Here is a 16,212-nt window from a genome sequence, read left to right as displayed (position 1 = left end):
TTATATTGAAATGAATTAACCCACTTCTTTAATCATTACATCCAATCCCTCTCTAACAATATGTTGATGGTCTTGTTTTGAAACACAAACATATTCTGTTAAAGCAAAATCCTCTGGAGCAACTTCATAGATTCCCAAAGCTTCCATTTGATCGATATCTTTTACTAAAATAGCTTTCAACAATTGCATTGGATAAATATCTAACGGACAAACTTTTTCATACTCTCCGGTTAAGACAAAACCTCTATGTTCTCCGTTTGTATTCGTATTTAAATCGTATTTTTTGCCCGGGGTTAAAAAAGAAAACATACCGGCACGATAAACACTGAATTTATTAGGTCTTGGTAAGTTCCACCCAAAGAAATCGTAGTCATTACCTTCCGGAATAGCTGTAATTTGCGTGTGATAAAAACCAACCCCTTCAGTAATATTTTTTTTATCTCCTGTTAAAACGTCGCCGTTAATAATTCTAAAGTTTCCTTGCTTCAAGTTAGCGTTAACTACATCAGAAATTTGTGCTCCTATTTTTGCTACTACATAGCCAGGATTTTCAAAACCTGTTCCGGCTAACGCCAAGGTTCTTTCTAAATTAATCTTTCCGGTTAAAAACAATTCTCCAATTATGGCAACATCTTCAATTTGAACTACCCAAACTTTCTCGCCTTTATTTATTGGATCAATTTTAGCAATTTGAGTTGAAACTAATCCTATAGGATGCTTTCCATAACCTTTGTGTACACTAATATTTATTCCTTCCGGTAAAAAATCTGCATTAGGAGCTATAGTCACATGAACATTTCCTTTTGTAAGTTTTTGCAAAGCTTCAAAACCTATTTTCAAAGCTTCTTTTTTACCTTTTAAAGTGAAGTTTAAATCTGATGCCAAAGGAGCCGAATGAATTGCCGAAACAAATATTGCTTTTGGTAAATCGGCAGAATTGGCAACAACATCATAGGGACGTTGTTTGATAAAAGGCCAGCAACCGGAAGCCAACAAATATTCTTTTACTTCTTCAGACGATAAATCATTTGGATTTTTTGGACTATGCTCTATAAAAGAATCCTGAGTATCAGCTAAAATAGTGATTTCTAAAATCACCCTTTTTTCACCTCTTTTAATCTCTTGGATTTTTCCACTTACCGGAGCAACAAACTTAACTTTCTCATCTGATTTAGAGAAAAAAAGAACTTCTCCGGCTTTGACAGTTTCACCCTCTTTTTTTACCATTTTTGGCACAACACCATGGAAATCAGAAGGTTTTACAGCATAGACTTTCGAGCGGGCTATTTCAGAAATTTTTAAGTCTGCTTCACCCTTCAACTTAAGGTCTAACCCTTTTTTAATTCGAATGTCTTTTGACATATTAATGAAGATATGATTAGTTAATAATTTACATATAGTAAAAACGGTGCAAATTTAAAAATTAAATAGTAAATGAAGTACATGATTAACAAATGTCTAATCGTTTTTTATTTATTTATATTAATTCTAAATAACACATTGTTTTAACTTCTAATGCTTTAAGTTCTTAATAAATTATTTTACAACCGTATTCTTAGTCCGGAATGTTATTTTATGGTAATATTTTGTTGTAAAAATAGTAAGGAAAACTTGTTCAATCACTATGAAAAAATATTCTTAATGAAAATTATATAGCTTAATTTTACATTGACAAATAAACACTATATTTACATTTTTACATTAAAATTCTCTCTCATGCGAAATCTTCTTTTACTCGTTTTCTGTTTTATTAGCAGTGCTTTTATGGCTCAAACTGAACAAGAAATTGCTCCGCCTTATAATATTAAAACAGTTTCGTTTATTCAGAATAACATTAACACGATTCCGATTTTTAGGTTAGGCGATTCTTTTCAATTTGTTTTTGATGATTTGTATGGTGATGAAGCAAATTATTATTACACCATTACGCATTGCGATTACAATTGGACCAAATCGCAATTGAATTTGAACGAATATATTGTAGGATTAGACAATCAACGCATCATGGATTATGAAAATTCGTTCAATACGTTGCAACTGTACTCGCACTACCGTATTTCGTTTCCAAATCAATTTACGAAAGGGTTTAAAGTGAGTGGAAATTATATGTTGAAAATCTTTAACAACAGTCAGGAATTAGTTTTTTCAAGAAAGTTTATTTTGTATGAAGATTTGGTTTCTGTCCCTATGCAAGTGAAAAGTGCACGTGATGTAAGGGTTTTAAATCAGAAACACAATTTAGAATTTTCGATTTTACCTAACAATATGTTATTGCAGAATCCGATTCAGAACATAAAAATCATGCTATTGAAAAATGGAATTTGGAACACTGCCATTACAAACGTAAAACCGATGTTTACTTTAGGTAACGAATTATTATATAAATACGACAAAGAAACCCAATTTTGGGCAGGAAATGAATTTTTATTTTATGAAAATAAAGACATTCGAAATGCCGTGAATAATGTACGTTTTATAGAATTAAAAGGGATTTACAATACTTACTTAATGCCTAATTCGAGCCGAGGAAATTTAGAGTATACCTACTTTCCTGATTACAACGGAAACTTTCTTGTAAACAATGTTGGTGCCCGAGAAAACGTTAATGTAGAAGCAGATTATTCGTGGGTCTTTTTCACCTTGAGTGCTCCTGCCTACTATGGAAAGAAAGATGTTTATGTAACCGGTATGTTTAACAATTATGCCCTTACACCCGAATATAAAATGGATTATAACAAAGAAAAAGGCGTTTATGAAAAAGCCATAATAGTAAAACAAGGATTCACAAATTACGAATACACCTTAGCCGACTCCAATGGTCAAGTTGATTTTGAAAATGCGTTAGACGGCAACTTTTTTCAAACTGAAAATAATTATTTTTGTATAGTATATTATCGTGCGAACAACGATCGTTTTGACCGTGTTATCGGAAAAGGAATGGCCAGTTCGGTTGATATTATAAAATAATGTATGTCTGAATCTACAAGAGAAATTAAAAATTATCGCGGTTTAAAATGTTTAAACTGTAATCATCCGTTAGACATTTCAGATAAATTTTGCCCCAATTGTGGACAAAAAAACAGCACAAAAAAACTTAGCCTGAAAGACTTTGTCGATGAGTTTTTGTCTAATTTTTATGCGTATGATTCCAAAGTAAAAAACACAATCGTAAAACTCTTTACTAAACCTGGGGTAGCGGCTAAAGAATTTATTAACGGAAAGCGACAAACGTACGCCAACCCATTTCGGTTTTATTTGAGTGTTTCTCTGATTTATTTCATTTTTAGTGGAATGGAGAGCAAATTTAACGACGAAACAATTCTTGATTTAGATCAATCAATTATTAAAAAAAGTGAAGAAAAGAAACAAGAAAATGAGTCCACAAAAACAAACGACAATCAACTTAATTTAAACGACCCGAAATCGCCCGTACAGATTAACCTTGGCAACAATGAAATAAAAAAAGACACTGTAAAAGAACAAAAGTTATACACTGAAAAACAAATAGCTAATTTCGGCTTTTTTAAAAAAACCTCTCGAAAGATTCAAACTTATGCTAACTTTTTTGATCATTCCAAAACAATCAATCCTTCAAAAATTCTGGACACGCTAAAACACGAGAAGTCAAAGTGGAACTTCTATTTGCTCAAAAAAACCTACCAATTTAAAAAATTGGACGAAGAAGACAATTCGGGCAAAAAAGGTTTTAATAAATTTTTTGACTACTTTACTGATAAGCTTCCTTTTATACTGTTTATCTCGCTACCATTTTTAACTATAGTGTTTGCACTACTCTACTTTAGGAAAAAAATGAATTATGCTGAACACATGGTTTTAGTATTTAGTTTTATGAGCTTTATATTTCTTCTCATTTTTATAAATGAAGTAATATTTCTTCTTTTCAACATTTCATTAGATTGGCTCGTTAACCTCATCGTCATCTTTTACTTCTACAAGTCTTTAAGAAATTTTTATCAACAAAGTAGGTGGAAAACAATTTTAAAATTTGTAATTTTGAGCATTCTTTTACCAATAACTGCTTCATTTGTAGCACTCTTTATTTTATTTATAGGATTTTTGTTATACTAAATTATGGTTTCACAAATAACAAGAGGCATAAAAATTTCAGTTACTACTAGTTTTGAAGGTACGTACTTCAAAAACTACAAGCTTCATTTTGCCTTTAGTTACCATATTACCATTGAAAACCACAGCAAAGATTCCGTTCAATTATTGTCGCGTCATTGGGAAATTTTTGACTCCCTTAATCACAAAGAAATTGTTGATGGTGAGGGAGTTATTGGCAAAAAACCCGTTTTAAAGCCAGGTGAAAAACACACCTACAGCTCGGGTTGTTTACTTTCCTCACCTTTTGGAGCCATGCGAGGACATTTTAACATGGTTAATTTCACTACAACTCGAAATTTTAGAGTAATTGTCCCTACTTTCAAATTGGCTGCTCCGTTTGCTCTTAGCTAATATTTAAAGAAAAAAGCCTTGCTTGATCATTACATACTATTCTTGAGAGCTTTATTTTACATTTAAACAACGACTGCCTCTTATCTACTAAAATGTAACTAACATTACCAAAAATTCAAAAAAACCTTTGTACTTTTGTGTTCAATTATCAAATTCACATTCAATTAATTCAATAATTGATAAAAATGTCTAATATTCAAACAACACGTTTATGTTAAAAGGATTTTTTCACGTACCCAAAGCCATCAACGAACCGGTAAAAACTTACGCTCCTAACAGTGCTGAAAAAGGAGCCGTTTTAGCCGCTTACAAAGAAATGTGGAACAACCAAATTGATGTGCCATTATATATAGGAAGCGAAGAAATTCGCACTGGGGAGACACGTAAAATGAGTGCCCCACACGACCACAAGCACATCGTTGGAACGTATCATTTAGCCGAAAAATCACATGTTGAAAAAGCCATTGCAAACGCATTAGAATCAAGAAAAGCTTGGGCTGCCATGCCTTGGGAACAACGTGCCGCTATTTTTTTAAAGGCTGCAGAATTGATTGCCGGTCCGTATCGTGCTAAAATCAATGCCGCTACCATGATTGCTCAATCCAAAACCATTCACCAAGCCGAAATTGATGCTTCTTGTGAATTAATTGACTTTTTGCGATACAATGTCGAATTTATGACACAAATTTACAACGATCAACCAACCTCAGATTCTTCGGTTTGGAATCGTGTAGAATACCGTCCGTTAGAAGGATTTGTGTATGCAATAACTCCTTTTAATTTCACCGCAATTGCCGCCAATCTACCGGCCAGTGCTGCCATGATGGGTAACGTTGTGGTTTGGAAACCAAGCGACAGTCAAGTATTTTCAGCTAAAATCATCATCGACGTTTTCAAAGATGCCGGTGTTCCTGATGGTGTAATTAATGTTGTTTTTGGCGATCCGGTGATGATTTCAGATACTATTTTTGACCATCCTGATTTTGCAGGAATTCATTATACCGGTTCAACATTTGTTTTCAAAGAAATCTGGAAAAAAATCGGAACAAACATTCACAAATACAAAACCTATCCAAGAATTGTTGGAGAAACCGGCGGAAAAGACTTCGTTTTGGCCCATCCAAGTGCAAATGTTAAACAAGTGGTTACCGGATTAATTCGAGGTGCATTTGAATTTCAAGGGCAAAAATGTTCAGCAGCATCCAGAGCGTATATTCCTAAAAGTATTTGGCCAGCTGTGCATGCCGAATTAAAATCTGAAATGGCAACCATTAAAATGGGTTCACCGGAAGATTTTTCCAATTTCTTTACGGCTGTCATTCATGAAGGTTCGTTTGATAAATTAGCTAAATTTATCGACCAAGCTAAAAAAGACACTGATGCAGAAGTAATCATTGGTGGAAATTATGACAAATCCGTTGGCTATTTCGTAGAACCTACGGTTATATTAACTACCAATCCAAAATATGTCACGATGGAAACCGAATTATTCGGACCGGTTTTAACTATTTATATCTACGAAGATACCAATTGGAAAGAAACCTTAAAATTAATTGATGAAACTTCTGAATATGCCTTAACCGGAGCCATTTTCAGTCAAGATCGCTATGCAATAACTGAAGCTACGCAAGCCCTAGAAAATAGTGCCGGAAACTTCTACATCAACGACAAGCCAACTGGAGCTGTGGTAGGAATGCAACCATTTGGTGGAGCAAGAGCTTCCGGAACCAATGACAAGGCAGGTTCTGCACAAAACTTGTTGCGTTGGGTTTCACCAAGAACAATCAAAGAAACGTTTGTAACTCCTGAAAATTATCGTTATCCGTTTTTGGGATAGTAAATTAATTAAAAATTATAAAGTCCGAATGTTAAATCTTCGGACTTTTTTTTATATTTATAGCTTTAAACAACTCTATTTCACATCAATAACCTCTGCTAATGACAACAAAAATTACTTTCATCGCTTTATTTTCAATTGCATTATCTTTTGCTCAAAAAGGAGAATATGATTTATTGAAAGACCATACTCAGACCAAGATTTTGTATAATCAAGTTTTTGAGATTTCTAAAATTACTCAAATCAAAAAAAACGAAATTTCGGCAATGTATTTCAGACAAGTATATCATGAAATTCAACGGGCTGATTTTTTACAACGATTACCAAAATATGAAAGTCTGAAAAAAGAGGCCGACGATGCTTTTTTTAGTAAACAAATTCCACTTTCAATCTTAATTTCTGAAGTGGAAACCATAAAAACAGAAGCCTTAGAAAACAACATCATTTCAAAAAATAACAATCAATTTGTTTTGAATAATCCGTCTGCTGAAGCTTTTCAAAAACACGAAATTACTTTGATGGCTCCGTTAGTTTCCAAAACAAAAAACAAAACCGTTGAATTCATTCTAAAAGATAAAAATATTTTTAACACAACTTCTAAAAATATTCAATCCATTTTTATCAGCTTTACTAATGAAAGTCTTTGGCAAACGGTTATTGTTAACCAACCTATCAAAGTAGATTTTACAACTGCTGGTCAAAAATCGATTTCTTTCAAAATTGAATTTACAAATGGAGAGAGCAAAATAATCAAATCAACTTTCGATGTCAAAGGAGGTTCAAATCTTACCCATCGCAATGGAAATGAAATCTTAGCCGAAACCATAACTGCCTCGATTCCTTATCAAGGTTTTGGTGAAAATGCTCCCTATCTTGGTCAAGGTGAATACGAAATCTATTTGGATAATGTAGATCAAGTTTTAGACAAACCCATTTTTTTAGTTGACGGATTTGATCCGGGTGACACAAGAAACACAGCATTGATTTATTCTCTTTTGAATTATGGCGATACCAATCAAAATTTAGGCGACATTGTTCGGAATGAAGGATTTGATATTGTGGTGCTGAATTTTCCGCAGTATTCTCCCGCAGACGGAATTGTGATTGATGGTGGTGCCGATTTTATTCAGCGAAACGCGATGATTTTAGTTGAATTGATTAATCAAATTAACGCTCAAAAAGTAGGAACAGAAAAAAATGTTGTGATCGGACCAAGTATGGGCGGACTTATTTCGCGTTATGCTTTGCGTTACATGGAACAAAACGATTTAGAACACGATACTCGTTTATACATTTCGTTTGATTCACCACATTTAGGAGCCAACGTACCCATTGGTTTTCAACATCTTTTTAATTATATGGCTAATGGCCCGCTAGGCGATGTGACACTCCAAGAAATTGTGAATAGTGTGTTATCTAGTCCGGCAGCCAAACAAATGTTGCTCGACCATTATTTAGGACATTTGCAAAGTGAAAGTGCAACCGAATTTGACAATAACATTCAACTTCCAACAGGAGCTCCAAACTTTAGAACTGCATTTCAAAATGAATTAAACACAATGGGATTCCCAACTGAGACCAGAAATGTAGCCATCAGCAACGGAAGTGCAACAGGAATGATGACAGGAACGCCCGGGATGTTTGTTTTGAACGATTATACCGTAAATGCTTCTGCAACCCAAAGAGCTCGATTTGACATTCGCTTTACACCTCCGGCCGGTGTTTCAAATCAATTGGTAAGTCGATTCAGAGCTCAGCAAAATATCGTGATTTGGATAACGATTCTAACCAGTCAGGCAAATGCTGCTTCTCCTGCTACTTCGTCAGGATTAGATTCTGCTCCGGGCGGTTTGTTTAATATAGCAGATTTTACAGAAACCGGGAGCGGAAACCCAACAGTCGATGATTTCTTAGCTAATCTAGCGATTGATCGTTTTTGTTTTATTCCAACGTTGAGTTCACTTGCGATTACTAATCCTAATTGGTATGCAACAGTTGACGATACGTCCATTACACCTTTTGCAGCAACTTATGTTCCAACTGAAAATGAAGATCACGTAACATTATCTGATGGAAATGTTGAATTTGCTTTGAATGAAATTCTAAACGAACCTTTATCAGTTGACCAACCTATTTTATCTGAAACGTTTTTAATCAAAAACCCAATTAAAAATACGATTGAAATGTATAGTTCAAACATGATTTCCAATGCAACAATTTCGATTGTTGATGCTTCAGGCAAGAAAGTTTTCTCTCAAAACAACATTTCTATCGAAGGAAATCATCAATTGGATGTCAATTTATCGAACGGATTTTACTTGATTAAAATTGAATCTGCGGAAAGAAGTTTTGTGCAGAAATTGATTAAGAATTAATCCTTTCTAATTTTAGAAATAAAAACAAATTCTATAATAATTTGTGAAACATGAAGATAAAATTTATAAAACTATTCAAATTCTTTTCTTTACTTACTCTATTAACATTTTATGGTTGCTCAACCGAATTTGAAGTGATAGACAATTCAGTAGGCACACATTTTGGAGTAAAAAATAAGGGTCCAAAAGTAAAAACTTTTAAAGGTGCTGATGCCACACAAATGAAAAACAAACTTGAACAGATGATGGGCAAATCGTCAAGTTTCAACATTTTTAGAAATTCAGGATTATCAGCAAGAGGTTCTGAAAATTTAGAAATTGATTTTTCAGAAATCATGGAGGTTATCGACACATTAGGAGTTAAGAATTATACGTTTAAAATTCTTAACCACCCAGATGATAGTTATAAAGTTTTTCATAATTTAGTTGTAACAGAAAAGGATGAAAACCTAAAGTTAAAATTGATTAAGTATGAAATGACAGATGAGTTTGCTTTGGAATTTGTATTAGATTCAAATATTTTTTCAGAATTTAAAGGGACAATATCATCCATAAGTTTAGATGAAAATCCTTGTGATGACTTAATTATAGATATTCCTGGAAGTTCTGGTGGGGCTTATGAAGGTGGGGATAATACAGGGGCTGACCCTACTAATGGCGGTTCAAGTGGAATAGGCGGTGGTAGTGGAGGTGGTTGCATAAGTTTTTATTTGAGTTGTGAATGTGGGAGAACATATCAAAATTTGGAAAGTTATACTAGTTCAATGTGTGGAGATGGAAGTAACCCTAGTTATGATTTAACTATTGTAGTGGTTCAATTTGCTTGCAGAATGGAATTAGACCCTTGTGATGAAGAAGGTGACTTAGTAGCGGTATTACCTGTAAAAAATATTGAAGATGCTATTGAAAAAAGAATAAACGACACTGATCTTGATAATTGTACAAAAGAAATTCTTAACAAATTAAAGGATTTAAGACAAAATGACATTGCTAATATTATGAGGAGATTTGATGCTCCGTATTCGATTTTTAATGTTAATCTTTCTCAAGTACCAAACTTGGTATATCCTGACACTCAACAACCGGCATATGGTTTATTTGTTCCCACTCAAGAACCATTAAATTATGACATACAATTAAATGCAAATTACTTTAAAGATGATGGGGCTACAAATCTAGGAAAAGCTTCGACAATACTGCATGAATTTATGCATGCGTTAATTGCAAGTGTTATTCAAAATCCTAACACACCAAACAATACAGATTCAACCGACTTTCCGGAAGTTTGGAACGCTTATGTTAATTTAAAAAGAGGAAGTGCAACTCCAGAGGATCATACTTTTATGGGAAATCATTATGTAAATATAATTGGTGCAGCCTTACAAGAATATGATACAGGTGTTCCGGTGCCTGATGGCCAAACGCCACAACAGTTGTATACAGATTTGGCTTGGAGTGGCTTGTATAAGCCATGGACACCAAATTTGTCTTTTAGTGGTGTGCTTTCCCAAAGCGACAAAATAAGGATTGATTCTAGAAAACAAGCTGAAATGACTAATCAAGAAGCTAATGGTGTAATGCCAACGAATAATCCATCATGTTTAGATTAATTTTTTATGAAAACAAATCTAATTGTATTATTAATAGCTATTTTCCTACTAGGGTGTTCAACTCAAAAGGAAAAATATACTTTGATGTCAGAAGTTTTTAAAAATACTAGAGAACCTTATGGATTTAATGATATTGATATTTTGGAGCATACTTCAATTATTTATGAATCATTTTTAGAAAAAGGATATAAATCTCATCAAAAAATTTATAAAGAAAAAGGAATTTATGATTCAGGCGGAATTTTTCATTGGAAAGACACTATCAATGATTGGTTTTTAACAGATTCAGATGTTGAATATATGACCAGTAAATTAAAGACTCAAAAGAAAGAGTTTTGGAAATCAAATAATTTTAAATCGAATAAAGATGTAAAGGTAAATGTCATTGAAACTCCAGTTTTGCAACAAAATAAAACTTTAAAAGATTTTGAAAAAGAAATATATTATGGGGTAAATAATGGAAAACCTTTATATGTTTTTTCAGCACCTATATTCAATAAAAAGAAAGACAAAGCCATTATTTCTAGTCATTTAGTTTTTTTATTTGGTTCAGGGTCGATAATGTTTTATAAAAAAATAAATAATAAATGGGAACTAGTAGGAGAATATTATTAAAAGGTTAAAGAAATTAACATTATTCTGAGAAATTATTTTATTGTATTTAAAAATGTAAGATAGTCTAAGAAATTTCACTTTTATAATAAATCATTATGTAAATATAATTGGTGCAGCATTACAAGAATATGATACAGGTGTTCCGGTGCCTGATGGGCAAATTCCAGAACAGTTGTATACAGATTTGGCTTGGAGTGGAATAATTGCGGTTCCTCAACCTTTTATGCCTTTTGTCACACCTTTTGACACTATTTTATCTGGAGCAGATAAAATACGAATAATAAGCACAAAGCAAGCAGAAATGACTAATCAAATTGCGAATGGAATTCAACCAAGTAATAATCCACCTTGTTTAAATTGATGAGTATGAAAAACATAATTTCTCTATTTTTAATTTTTTCATTATCATCTTGTTCGGTTTCAAAAAATGAGATAATAATATTATCCAAAGTTGTCAATCAAAATGAAGATAAAGACACTATTAATATATTTTATACAACATGTGATTTTCCAGAAATATATTTTGATACCTATAAAGAATTTAAAAACTATTACGTTAAGGGAATTAAAATATCAGATGAGCATAATTTAAGATGGAAATACGACGATTTCAAGTGGACAATTAATGATAGTGATATTGAATGGATGAAAAAAGAGATAAATAATCAAAAAAAGATTGACTTAACAAAAAATAAATTATTTAGAGAGAATATTATTTATGAAGATTATAAAAATATTACAAATTGTAAAGAACTAGATGAACATTTTATCAATTCGATTACTGGTGGGACTCGTTTTTACAGATTATCAACACCATTAATGAATAAAAACAAGACTAAGGCGATAGTTTTTGTTTATACGTATTATACTGAATTTTCAAAAGTTTATATTTTAGAAAAGATAAATGGAAACTGGCAAATTATAACAGATTAATTTTTACAGAGAATGGTTTTAAGATGGATTAACTTGAATTTTGTTATGTAGTAAAATTGAAAATCATTATACAAATATAATAGGTGCAGCATTACAAGAATATGATACAGGTGTTCCGGTGCCTGATGGTCAAACACCACAACAGTTATATACAGACTTGGCTTGGGCTGGAATTTGGGCTCCCGACCCTAGCTATAATCAATTTCATGGTGTTCTAACAGGTACAGATAAGGCACGAATTTCTAATAGGAAAAACACTGAGATGAACAAATCAAGTGCATTCGGAATGACACCTTCTTCAAATAATCCATGTCTTCAATGAAACATTTAGTATTTTATATCAAAATAACTTTCATAATCTTGGTAAGTTTTACTCTTTGTAAATGTGCAACAAAAAATGAGAAATTTTATTTAATTGAAAAATCAATTGATTTTAATTCAGACAAGGACTGTGACACAACAACTTTAATCAATAAAACCATCAAATTTAACTATGATTTTTTTAAGAATTATCATAAAGCTGAACTCAAGTTTATAAACAATGATTTTCCATCTCATCATCCATATATTAGATGGATTGACAATGATAAAAAATGGGTATTGAGTAAAGAAGATGTTAATTTTATGACCACATATGAAAATAAGATAGTCCATTTGAAGAAAAATAATCTAAAGACTAATAAGGTAATTGTTCTAACAAGTTCACCTAAGTTTCTAAATGAAATTGAGAAGAATAAAGACTTTACAAAACAAATTATTAACTGCAACTACTTACTACAATTTAGCCTTCCGGTCTTCAACAAAAAACGTGATAAAGCAGTTTTAATGAGCAAGTTAATATCTAATGGATATTGTAATTATTATATCTTTATCAAAGAAAAAAAAGAATGGATTTTAGTGGGTATTTCAAATAACTATAGCATGCAACCACCCTGCTATTCGGAACGCTTTTGTAGTTTTAAAAACTGGAACAAATGATGATAATAGTCACACTTTTATGGGAAATCATTATGTAAATATAATGGGAGCAGCATTACAAGAATATGATACAGGTGTTCCGGTGCCTGAAGGGCAAATTCCAGAACAGTTGTATACAGACTTGGCTTGGAGTGGATTGTTTAAAGCTTTTTCACCTAATCCATTTCCAAATTTAACATCAGTAAACAGAGCAAGAATTAGTAGTAGAAAACAAATACAGTATTTACGCAATAAAATTAACCACGAATAAACCAATAAATTTGTGTATTCGTGGTTTTATATTTTAAACTTCAACGGCAAATGCACCACTTTTTTCGTTTCAAAAAAATCTTCTGAAAAATAATCGGATAAGTTGTAGAGCGTAGATTTTGGAAAATCTTTTAATTCTTCGGTCAAATCACCACCTTTTAGATATAAAATTCCATTTTTAAGTTCATGATTGTTCTGCTTTTTGATTTTATTCTTTACCCAAGAAACAAAATCAGGCATATTGGTAACGGCTCTGCTAACAATAAAATCAAATTCACCTTTGACATTTTCGGCTCTCAGCTGCTCGGCTTTTACGTTTTTTAAACCAATAGTGGCTGTTACTTCATTGACTACTTTAATTTTTTTAGCAATTACATCAATCAAATAAAAACGCGTTTCAGGAAACAAAATCGCTAACGGAATTCCGGGAAAACCACCACCGGTTCCTACATCTAAAACTGTAGATTTAGGTTGAAATTCCGTCACTTTGGCAATACCTAACGAATGTAAAACGTGTTTCACATACAATTCATCAATATCTTTTCGGGAGATTACATTGATTTTGGCATTCCATTCGGGATACAATTCGCCTAATTTTTTAAACTGAACTATTTGATTTTCAGATAAATTAGGAAAATACTTCAAAATTTCTTCCATATTGTGTCATTTTTAACAAAAGTAAACATTTTGGTGTTGAAATTTTATCAAAAGTTACACGTTATGAAATAGATTAATACTTAACTTTGAAAAAATTTTTTTATTTACATGAATACCACAATTCCCACTTTTTCTAAACAAGACAACCTTAAGTTTTTTAGAACACTAAACAGTCGAGTAAACAATTACTTCAAAGAAAATAACCTTCAAAAAACCGGAAACTGGAAATTACACTTGAAAACAATCATTATGTTTTCCATTTTCCTCTCACCATACTTCTTCCTTTTAGCTATGGATATGCCCTTTTGGACATACCTTTTACTTAACGTAGTAATTGGTGTTGGCATGGCAGGTGTAGGTATGAACGTGATGCACGATGGCAATCACGGTTCCTATTCCAACAAACCTTGGTTAAATAAAATCATGGGAGGAAGCATTTACATTTTGGCCGGAAATGTATACAACTGGCAAGTACAACACAATGTGTTACACCATACATACACCAATATAGTTGGTCATGATGAAGATTTGGATGCCGGAAGAATCATCCGTTTTTCTAAACAAGCAAAATGGCATCGTTTCCATAAATTTCAACATTATTATTCGGTTTTTTTGTATGGATTATTAACTTTCAACTGGGCAATTACCACCGATTTTCTTCAAATGAAACGGTATTTAAAACGAAAATTATCCTACGGTGAATTCAAAAGTCCTGCGATTCGTTGGACAACCTTAATTATCACTAAAGTTATTTATTTTTCGATTTGGTTAGTTTTACCCATGCTTTTGGGAGTGACTTGGTGGAAGGTAGTTTTAGGTTTCATTGTAATGCATTATACAGCTGGTTTAATTTTGAGTATCGTTTTCCAATTGGCTCACGTAGTAGAAGACACGCACAATCCAATTCCTAACAATGAAGGAGAAATTGAAAACACTTGGGCTATTCACCAATTGTTTACTACAGCCAATTTTGCTCCCAAAAATTGGATTGTCAATTGGTACACCGGAGGGTTAAATCATCAGATTGAGCATCATATTTTTCCTCATATTAGTCATATTCATTACGGAAAAATTGCAGAAATTGTAAAACAAACAGCCAAAGAATGTAATTTACCTTACTATGAATTTAAAACCACGCGTGAGGCTATTTATTCACACTTTAAGCATTTAAAGGAATTAGGACAAAAACCTCAAATGGCCTAATTTTAATTAAAATTTAAACACACAAAACACAACTATAATGAATTCGTTATCGGATAGAATTAATAATTTATCTACCTCTCAAACTTTGGCTATGGCAGCATTGGCCAGAGAGTTAAAAGCCCAAGGAAAAGACATCATCAGTTTAAGTTTAGGCGAACCTGATTTCAATACGCCCGACTTTATTAAAGAAGCCGCAAAAAAAGCCATCGATGAAAACTATAGTACTTATTCGCCTGTTGATGGTTATGCCGAATTAAAAGAAGCCATTTGTCGTAAATTCAAAAGAGATAATAATTTAGACTATAAACCGATAAATATTGTGGTTTCAACCGGAGCAAAACAATCCCTTTACAACATTGCTCAATGTATGTTGAATGAGGGTGATGAAGTAATTTTGCCCGCTCCTTATTGGGTAAGCTACTACGAAATCATCAAAATGGCAGGCGGAATTCCGGTTGAAGTTCCAACTTCTGTAGAAAGCGATTTTAAAATCACTACAGAACAATTAGAAAAAGCCATCACTCCAAAAACAAAAATGATTTGGTACAGTTCGCCTTGCAACCCAAGCGGATCAGTTTATAGTCGTGAAGAATTTACAGCTATTGCCAAAGTGTTGGAAAAATACCCAAACATTTATGTTGTAGCTGATGAAATCTACGAACACATCAATTTCTCAGGCACTTTTTGCAGTATTGCTTCCATTCCGGGAATGTTCGATAGAACTATCACGGTGAATGGCGTAGCCAAAGCATTCGCGATGACCGGTTGGAGAATCGGTTACATCGGAGCTCCCGAATTTATCGCAAAAGCATGTACCAAAATGCAAGGTCAAGTGACTTCTGGAGCCAATTCTATTGCTCAACGAGCTACGATTGCTGCTGTGGATGCCGACCCAAAAGTGCTGAATTACATGGTGGAAGCTTTTCACAAAAGAAGAGATTTAGTCGTAGGTTTAATCAAAGAAATTCCGGGACTAAAAATTAACGTTCCCGAAGGAGCTTTTTATGTATTTCCGGATGTTTCTTCTTTCTTCGGAAAGACATTACGCGGCACATTCATCAAAGACGCAACTGATTTTTCGATGTATTTGCTTGCCGAAGCCAACGTAGCCACCGTAACCGGAGATGCTTTTGGAAACCCGGATTGCATTCGCTTTTCTTACGCCACCAGCGAAGAATTGCTCATCGAAGCAATGCGAAGAATCAAAGAAGTTTTAGCATAACACAATAGCCTCAAGGAATCTTGGGGCTTTTTTTATAACTTTGGTGTATTCCGC

The 16,212-nt window shown here is 33.0% G+C and carries 16 protein-coding genes; 14 read left to right on the top strand and 2 right to left on the bottom strand.

What is annotated here, in order from left to right; all coding sequences use genetic code 11:
* Positions 1-15 precede the first annotated feature (15 nt).
* Positions 16-1,362: a Na(+)-translocating NADH-quinone reductase subunit A gene (locus tag R2782_RS09805; protein ID WP_371268056.1), complete on the bottom strand. Its 1,347-nt coding sequence runs from the start codon at positions 1,360-1,362 to the stop codon at positions 16-18.
* 354 nt (positions 1,363-1,716) lie between these two features.
* Between R2782_RS09805 and R2782_RS09800 the strand changes: the two genes are divergently transcribed.
* From R2782_RS09800 to R2782_RS09745, 12 genes are all read left to right on the top strand, one after another.
* Positions 1,717-2,967, top strand: coding sequence for a DUF5103 domain-containing protein (locus R2782_RS09800; protein WP_371268055.1), 1,251 nt, complete (start codon positions 1,717-1,719; stop codon positions 2,965-2,967).
* Between the two features lie 3 nt (positions 2,968-2,970).
* Positions 2,971-4,089, top strand: coding sequence for a DUF3667 domain-containing protein (locus R2782_RS09795; RefSeq protein WP_371268054.1), 1,119 nt, complete (start codon positions 2,971-2,973; stop codon positions 4,087-4,089).
* A 3-nt stretch (positions 4,090-4,092) separates the two neighbouring features.
* The gene (gene apaG, locus R2782_RS09790) at positions 4,093-4,479 is read left to right on the top strand and encodes a Co2+/Mg2+ efflux protein ApaG (RefSeq protein WP_371268053.1); all 387 of its coding nucleotides are present in this window, start codon (positions 4,093-4,095) and stop codon (positions 4,477-4,479) included.
* Positions 4,480-4,690: 211 nt separating this feature from the next.
* Positions 4,691-6,316, top strand: coding sequence for an L-glutamate gamma-semialdehyde dehydrogenase (gene pruA, locus R2782_RS09785; protein ID WP_371268052.1), 1,626 nt, complete (start codon positions 4,691-4,693; stop codon positions 6,314-6,316).
* 101 nt (positions 6,317-6,417) lie between these two features.
* The gene (locus R2782_RS09780; protein WP_371268051.1) at positions 6,418-8,691 is read left to right on the top strand and encodes a T9SS type A sorting domain-containing protein; all 2,274 of its coding nucleotides are present in this window, start codon (positions 6,418-6,420) and stop codon (positions 8,689-8,691) included.
* A 50-nt stretch (positions 8,692-8,741) separates the two neighbouring features.
* Positions 8,742-10,301 carry a hypothetical protein gene (locus tag R2782_RS09775; RefSeq protein ID WP_371268050.1) on the top strand — a complete coding sequence of 520 codons (1,560 nt, stop codon included), beginning with the start codon at positions 8,742-8,744 and terminating at the stop codon, positions 10,299-10,301.
* 6 nt (positions 10,302-10,307) lie between these two features.
* Entirely contained in the window at positions 10,308-10,916 is a 609-nt protein-coding gene (locus R2782_RS09770; protein ID WP_371268049.1) for a hypothetical protein, read from the top strand.
* A gap of 172 nt (positions 10,917-11,088) precedes the next feature.
* Positions 11,089-11,277, top strand: a complete 189-nt coding sequence (locus tag R2782_RS09765; protein WP_371268048.1) for a hypothetical protein — start codon at positions 11,089-11,091, stop codon at positions 11,275-11,277.
* 5 nt (positions 11,278-11,282) lie between these two features.
* Positions 11,283-11,849, top strand: coding sequence for a hypothetical protein (locus R2782_RS09760; protein WP_371268046.1), 567 nt, complete (start codon positions 11,283-11,285; stop codon positions 11,847-11,849).
* Positions 11,850-11,889: 40 nt separating this feature from the next.
* On the top strand, positions 11,890-12,171 hold the full coding sequence (locus R2782_RS09755; RefSeq protein WP_371268045.1) for a hypothetical protein: 282 nt from the start codon (positions 11,890-11,892) through the stop codon (positions 12,169-12,171).
* Positions 12,168-12,827 (top strand): hypothetical protein, encoded by a 660-nt coding sequence (locus R2782_RS09750; RefSeq protein ID WP_371268044.1) that lies wholly within the window; start codon positions 12,168-12,170, stop codon positions 12,825-12,827. Before R2782_RS09755 ends, R2782_RS09750 begins: the two co-directional genes overlap by 4 nt.
* A gap of 19 nt (positions 12,828-12,846) precedes the next feature.
* Positions 12,847-13,077 carry a hypothetical protein gene (locus R2782_RS09745; RefSeq protein WP_371268043.1) on the top strand — a complete coding sequence of 77 codons (231 nt, stop codon included), beginning with the start codon at positions 12,847-12,849 and terminating at the stop codon, positions 13,075-13,077.
* 26 nt (positions 13,078-13,103) lie between these two features.
* Here R2782_RS09745 and rsmG read toward each other — a convergent pair whose 3' ends face one another.
* Positions 13,104-13,733 carry a 16S rRNA (guanine(527)-N(7))-methyltransferase RsmG gene (rsmG, locus tag R2782_RS09740; RefSeq protein WP_371268042.1) on the bottom strand — a complete coding sequence of 210 codons (630 nt, stop codon included), beginning with the start codon at positions 13,731-13,733 and terminating at the stop codon, positions 13,104-13,106.
* A 108-nt stretch (positions 13,734-13,841) separates the two neighbouring features.
* On the opposite strand from rsmG, the gene R2782_RS09735 reads away from it, so the two are divergent.
* Positions 13,842-14,936 (top strand): fatty acid desaturase, encoded by a 1,095-nt coding sequence (locus R2782_RS09735; protein ID WP_371268041.1) that lies wholly within the window; start codon positions 13,842-13,844, stop codon positions 14,934-14,936.
* Between the two features lie 37 nt (positions 14,937-14,973).
* On the top strand, positions 14,974-16,158 hold the full coding sequence (locus tag R2782_RS09730; protein ID WP_371268040.1) for a pyridoxal phosphate-dependent aminotransferase: 1,185 nt from the start codon (positions 14,974-14,976) through the stop codon (positions 16,156-16,158).
* Positions 16,159-16,212 lie beyond the last annotated feature (54 nt).

The sequence above is a fragment of the Flavobacterium sp. genome, assembly GCF_041392085.1.
Lineage (GTDB): Bacteria > Bacteroidota > Bacteroidia > Flavobacteriales > Flavobacteriaceae > Flavobacterium.
The sequence above is the reverse complement of the archived record's forward strand: the minus strand, read 5'-3'. Positions and strand labels throughout refer to the sequence as shown.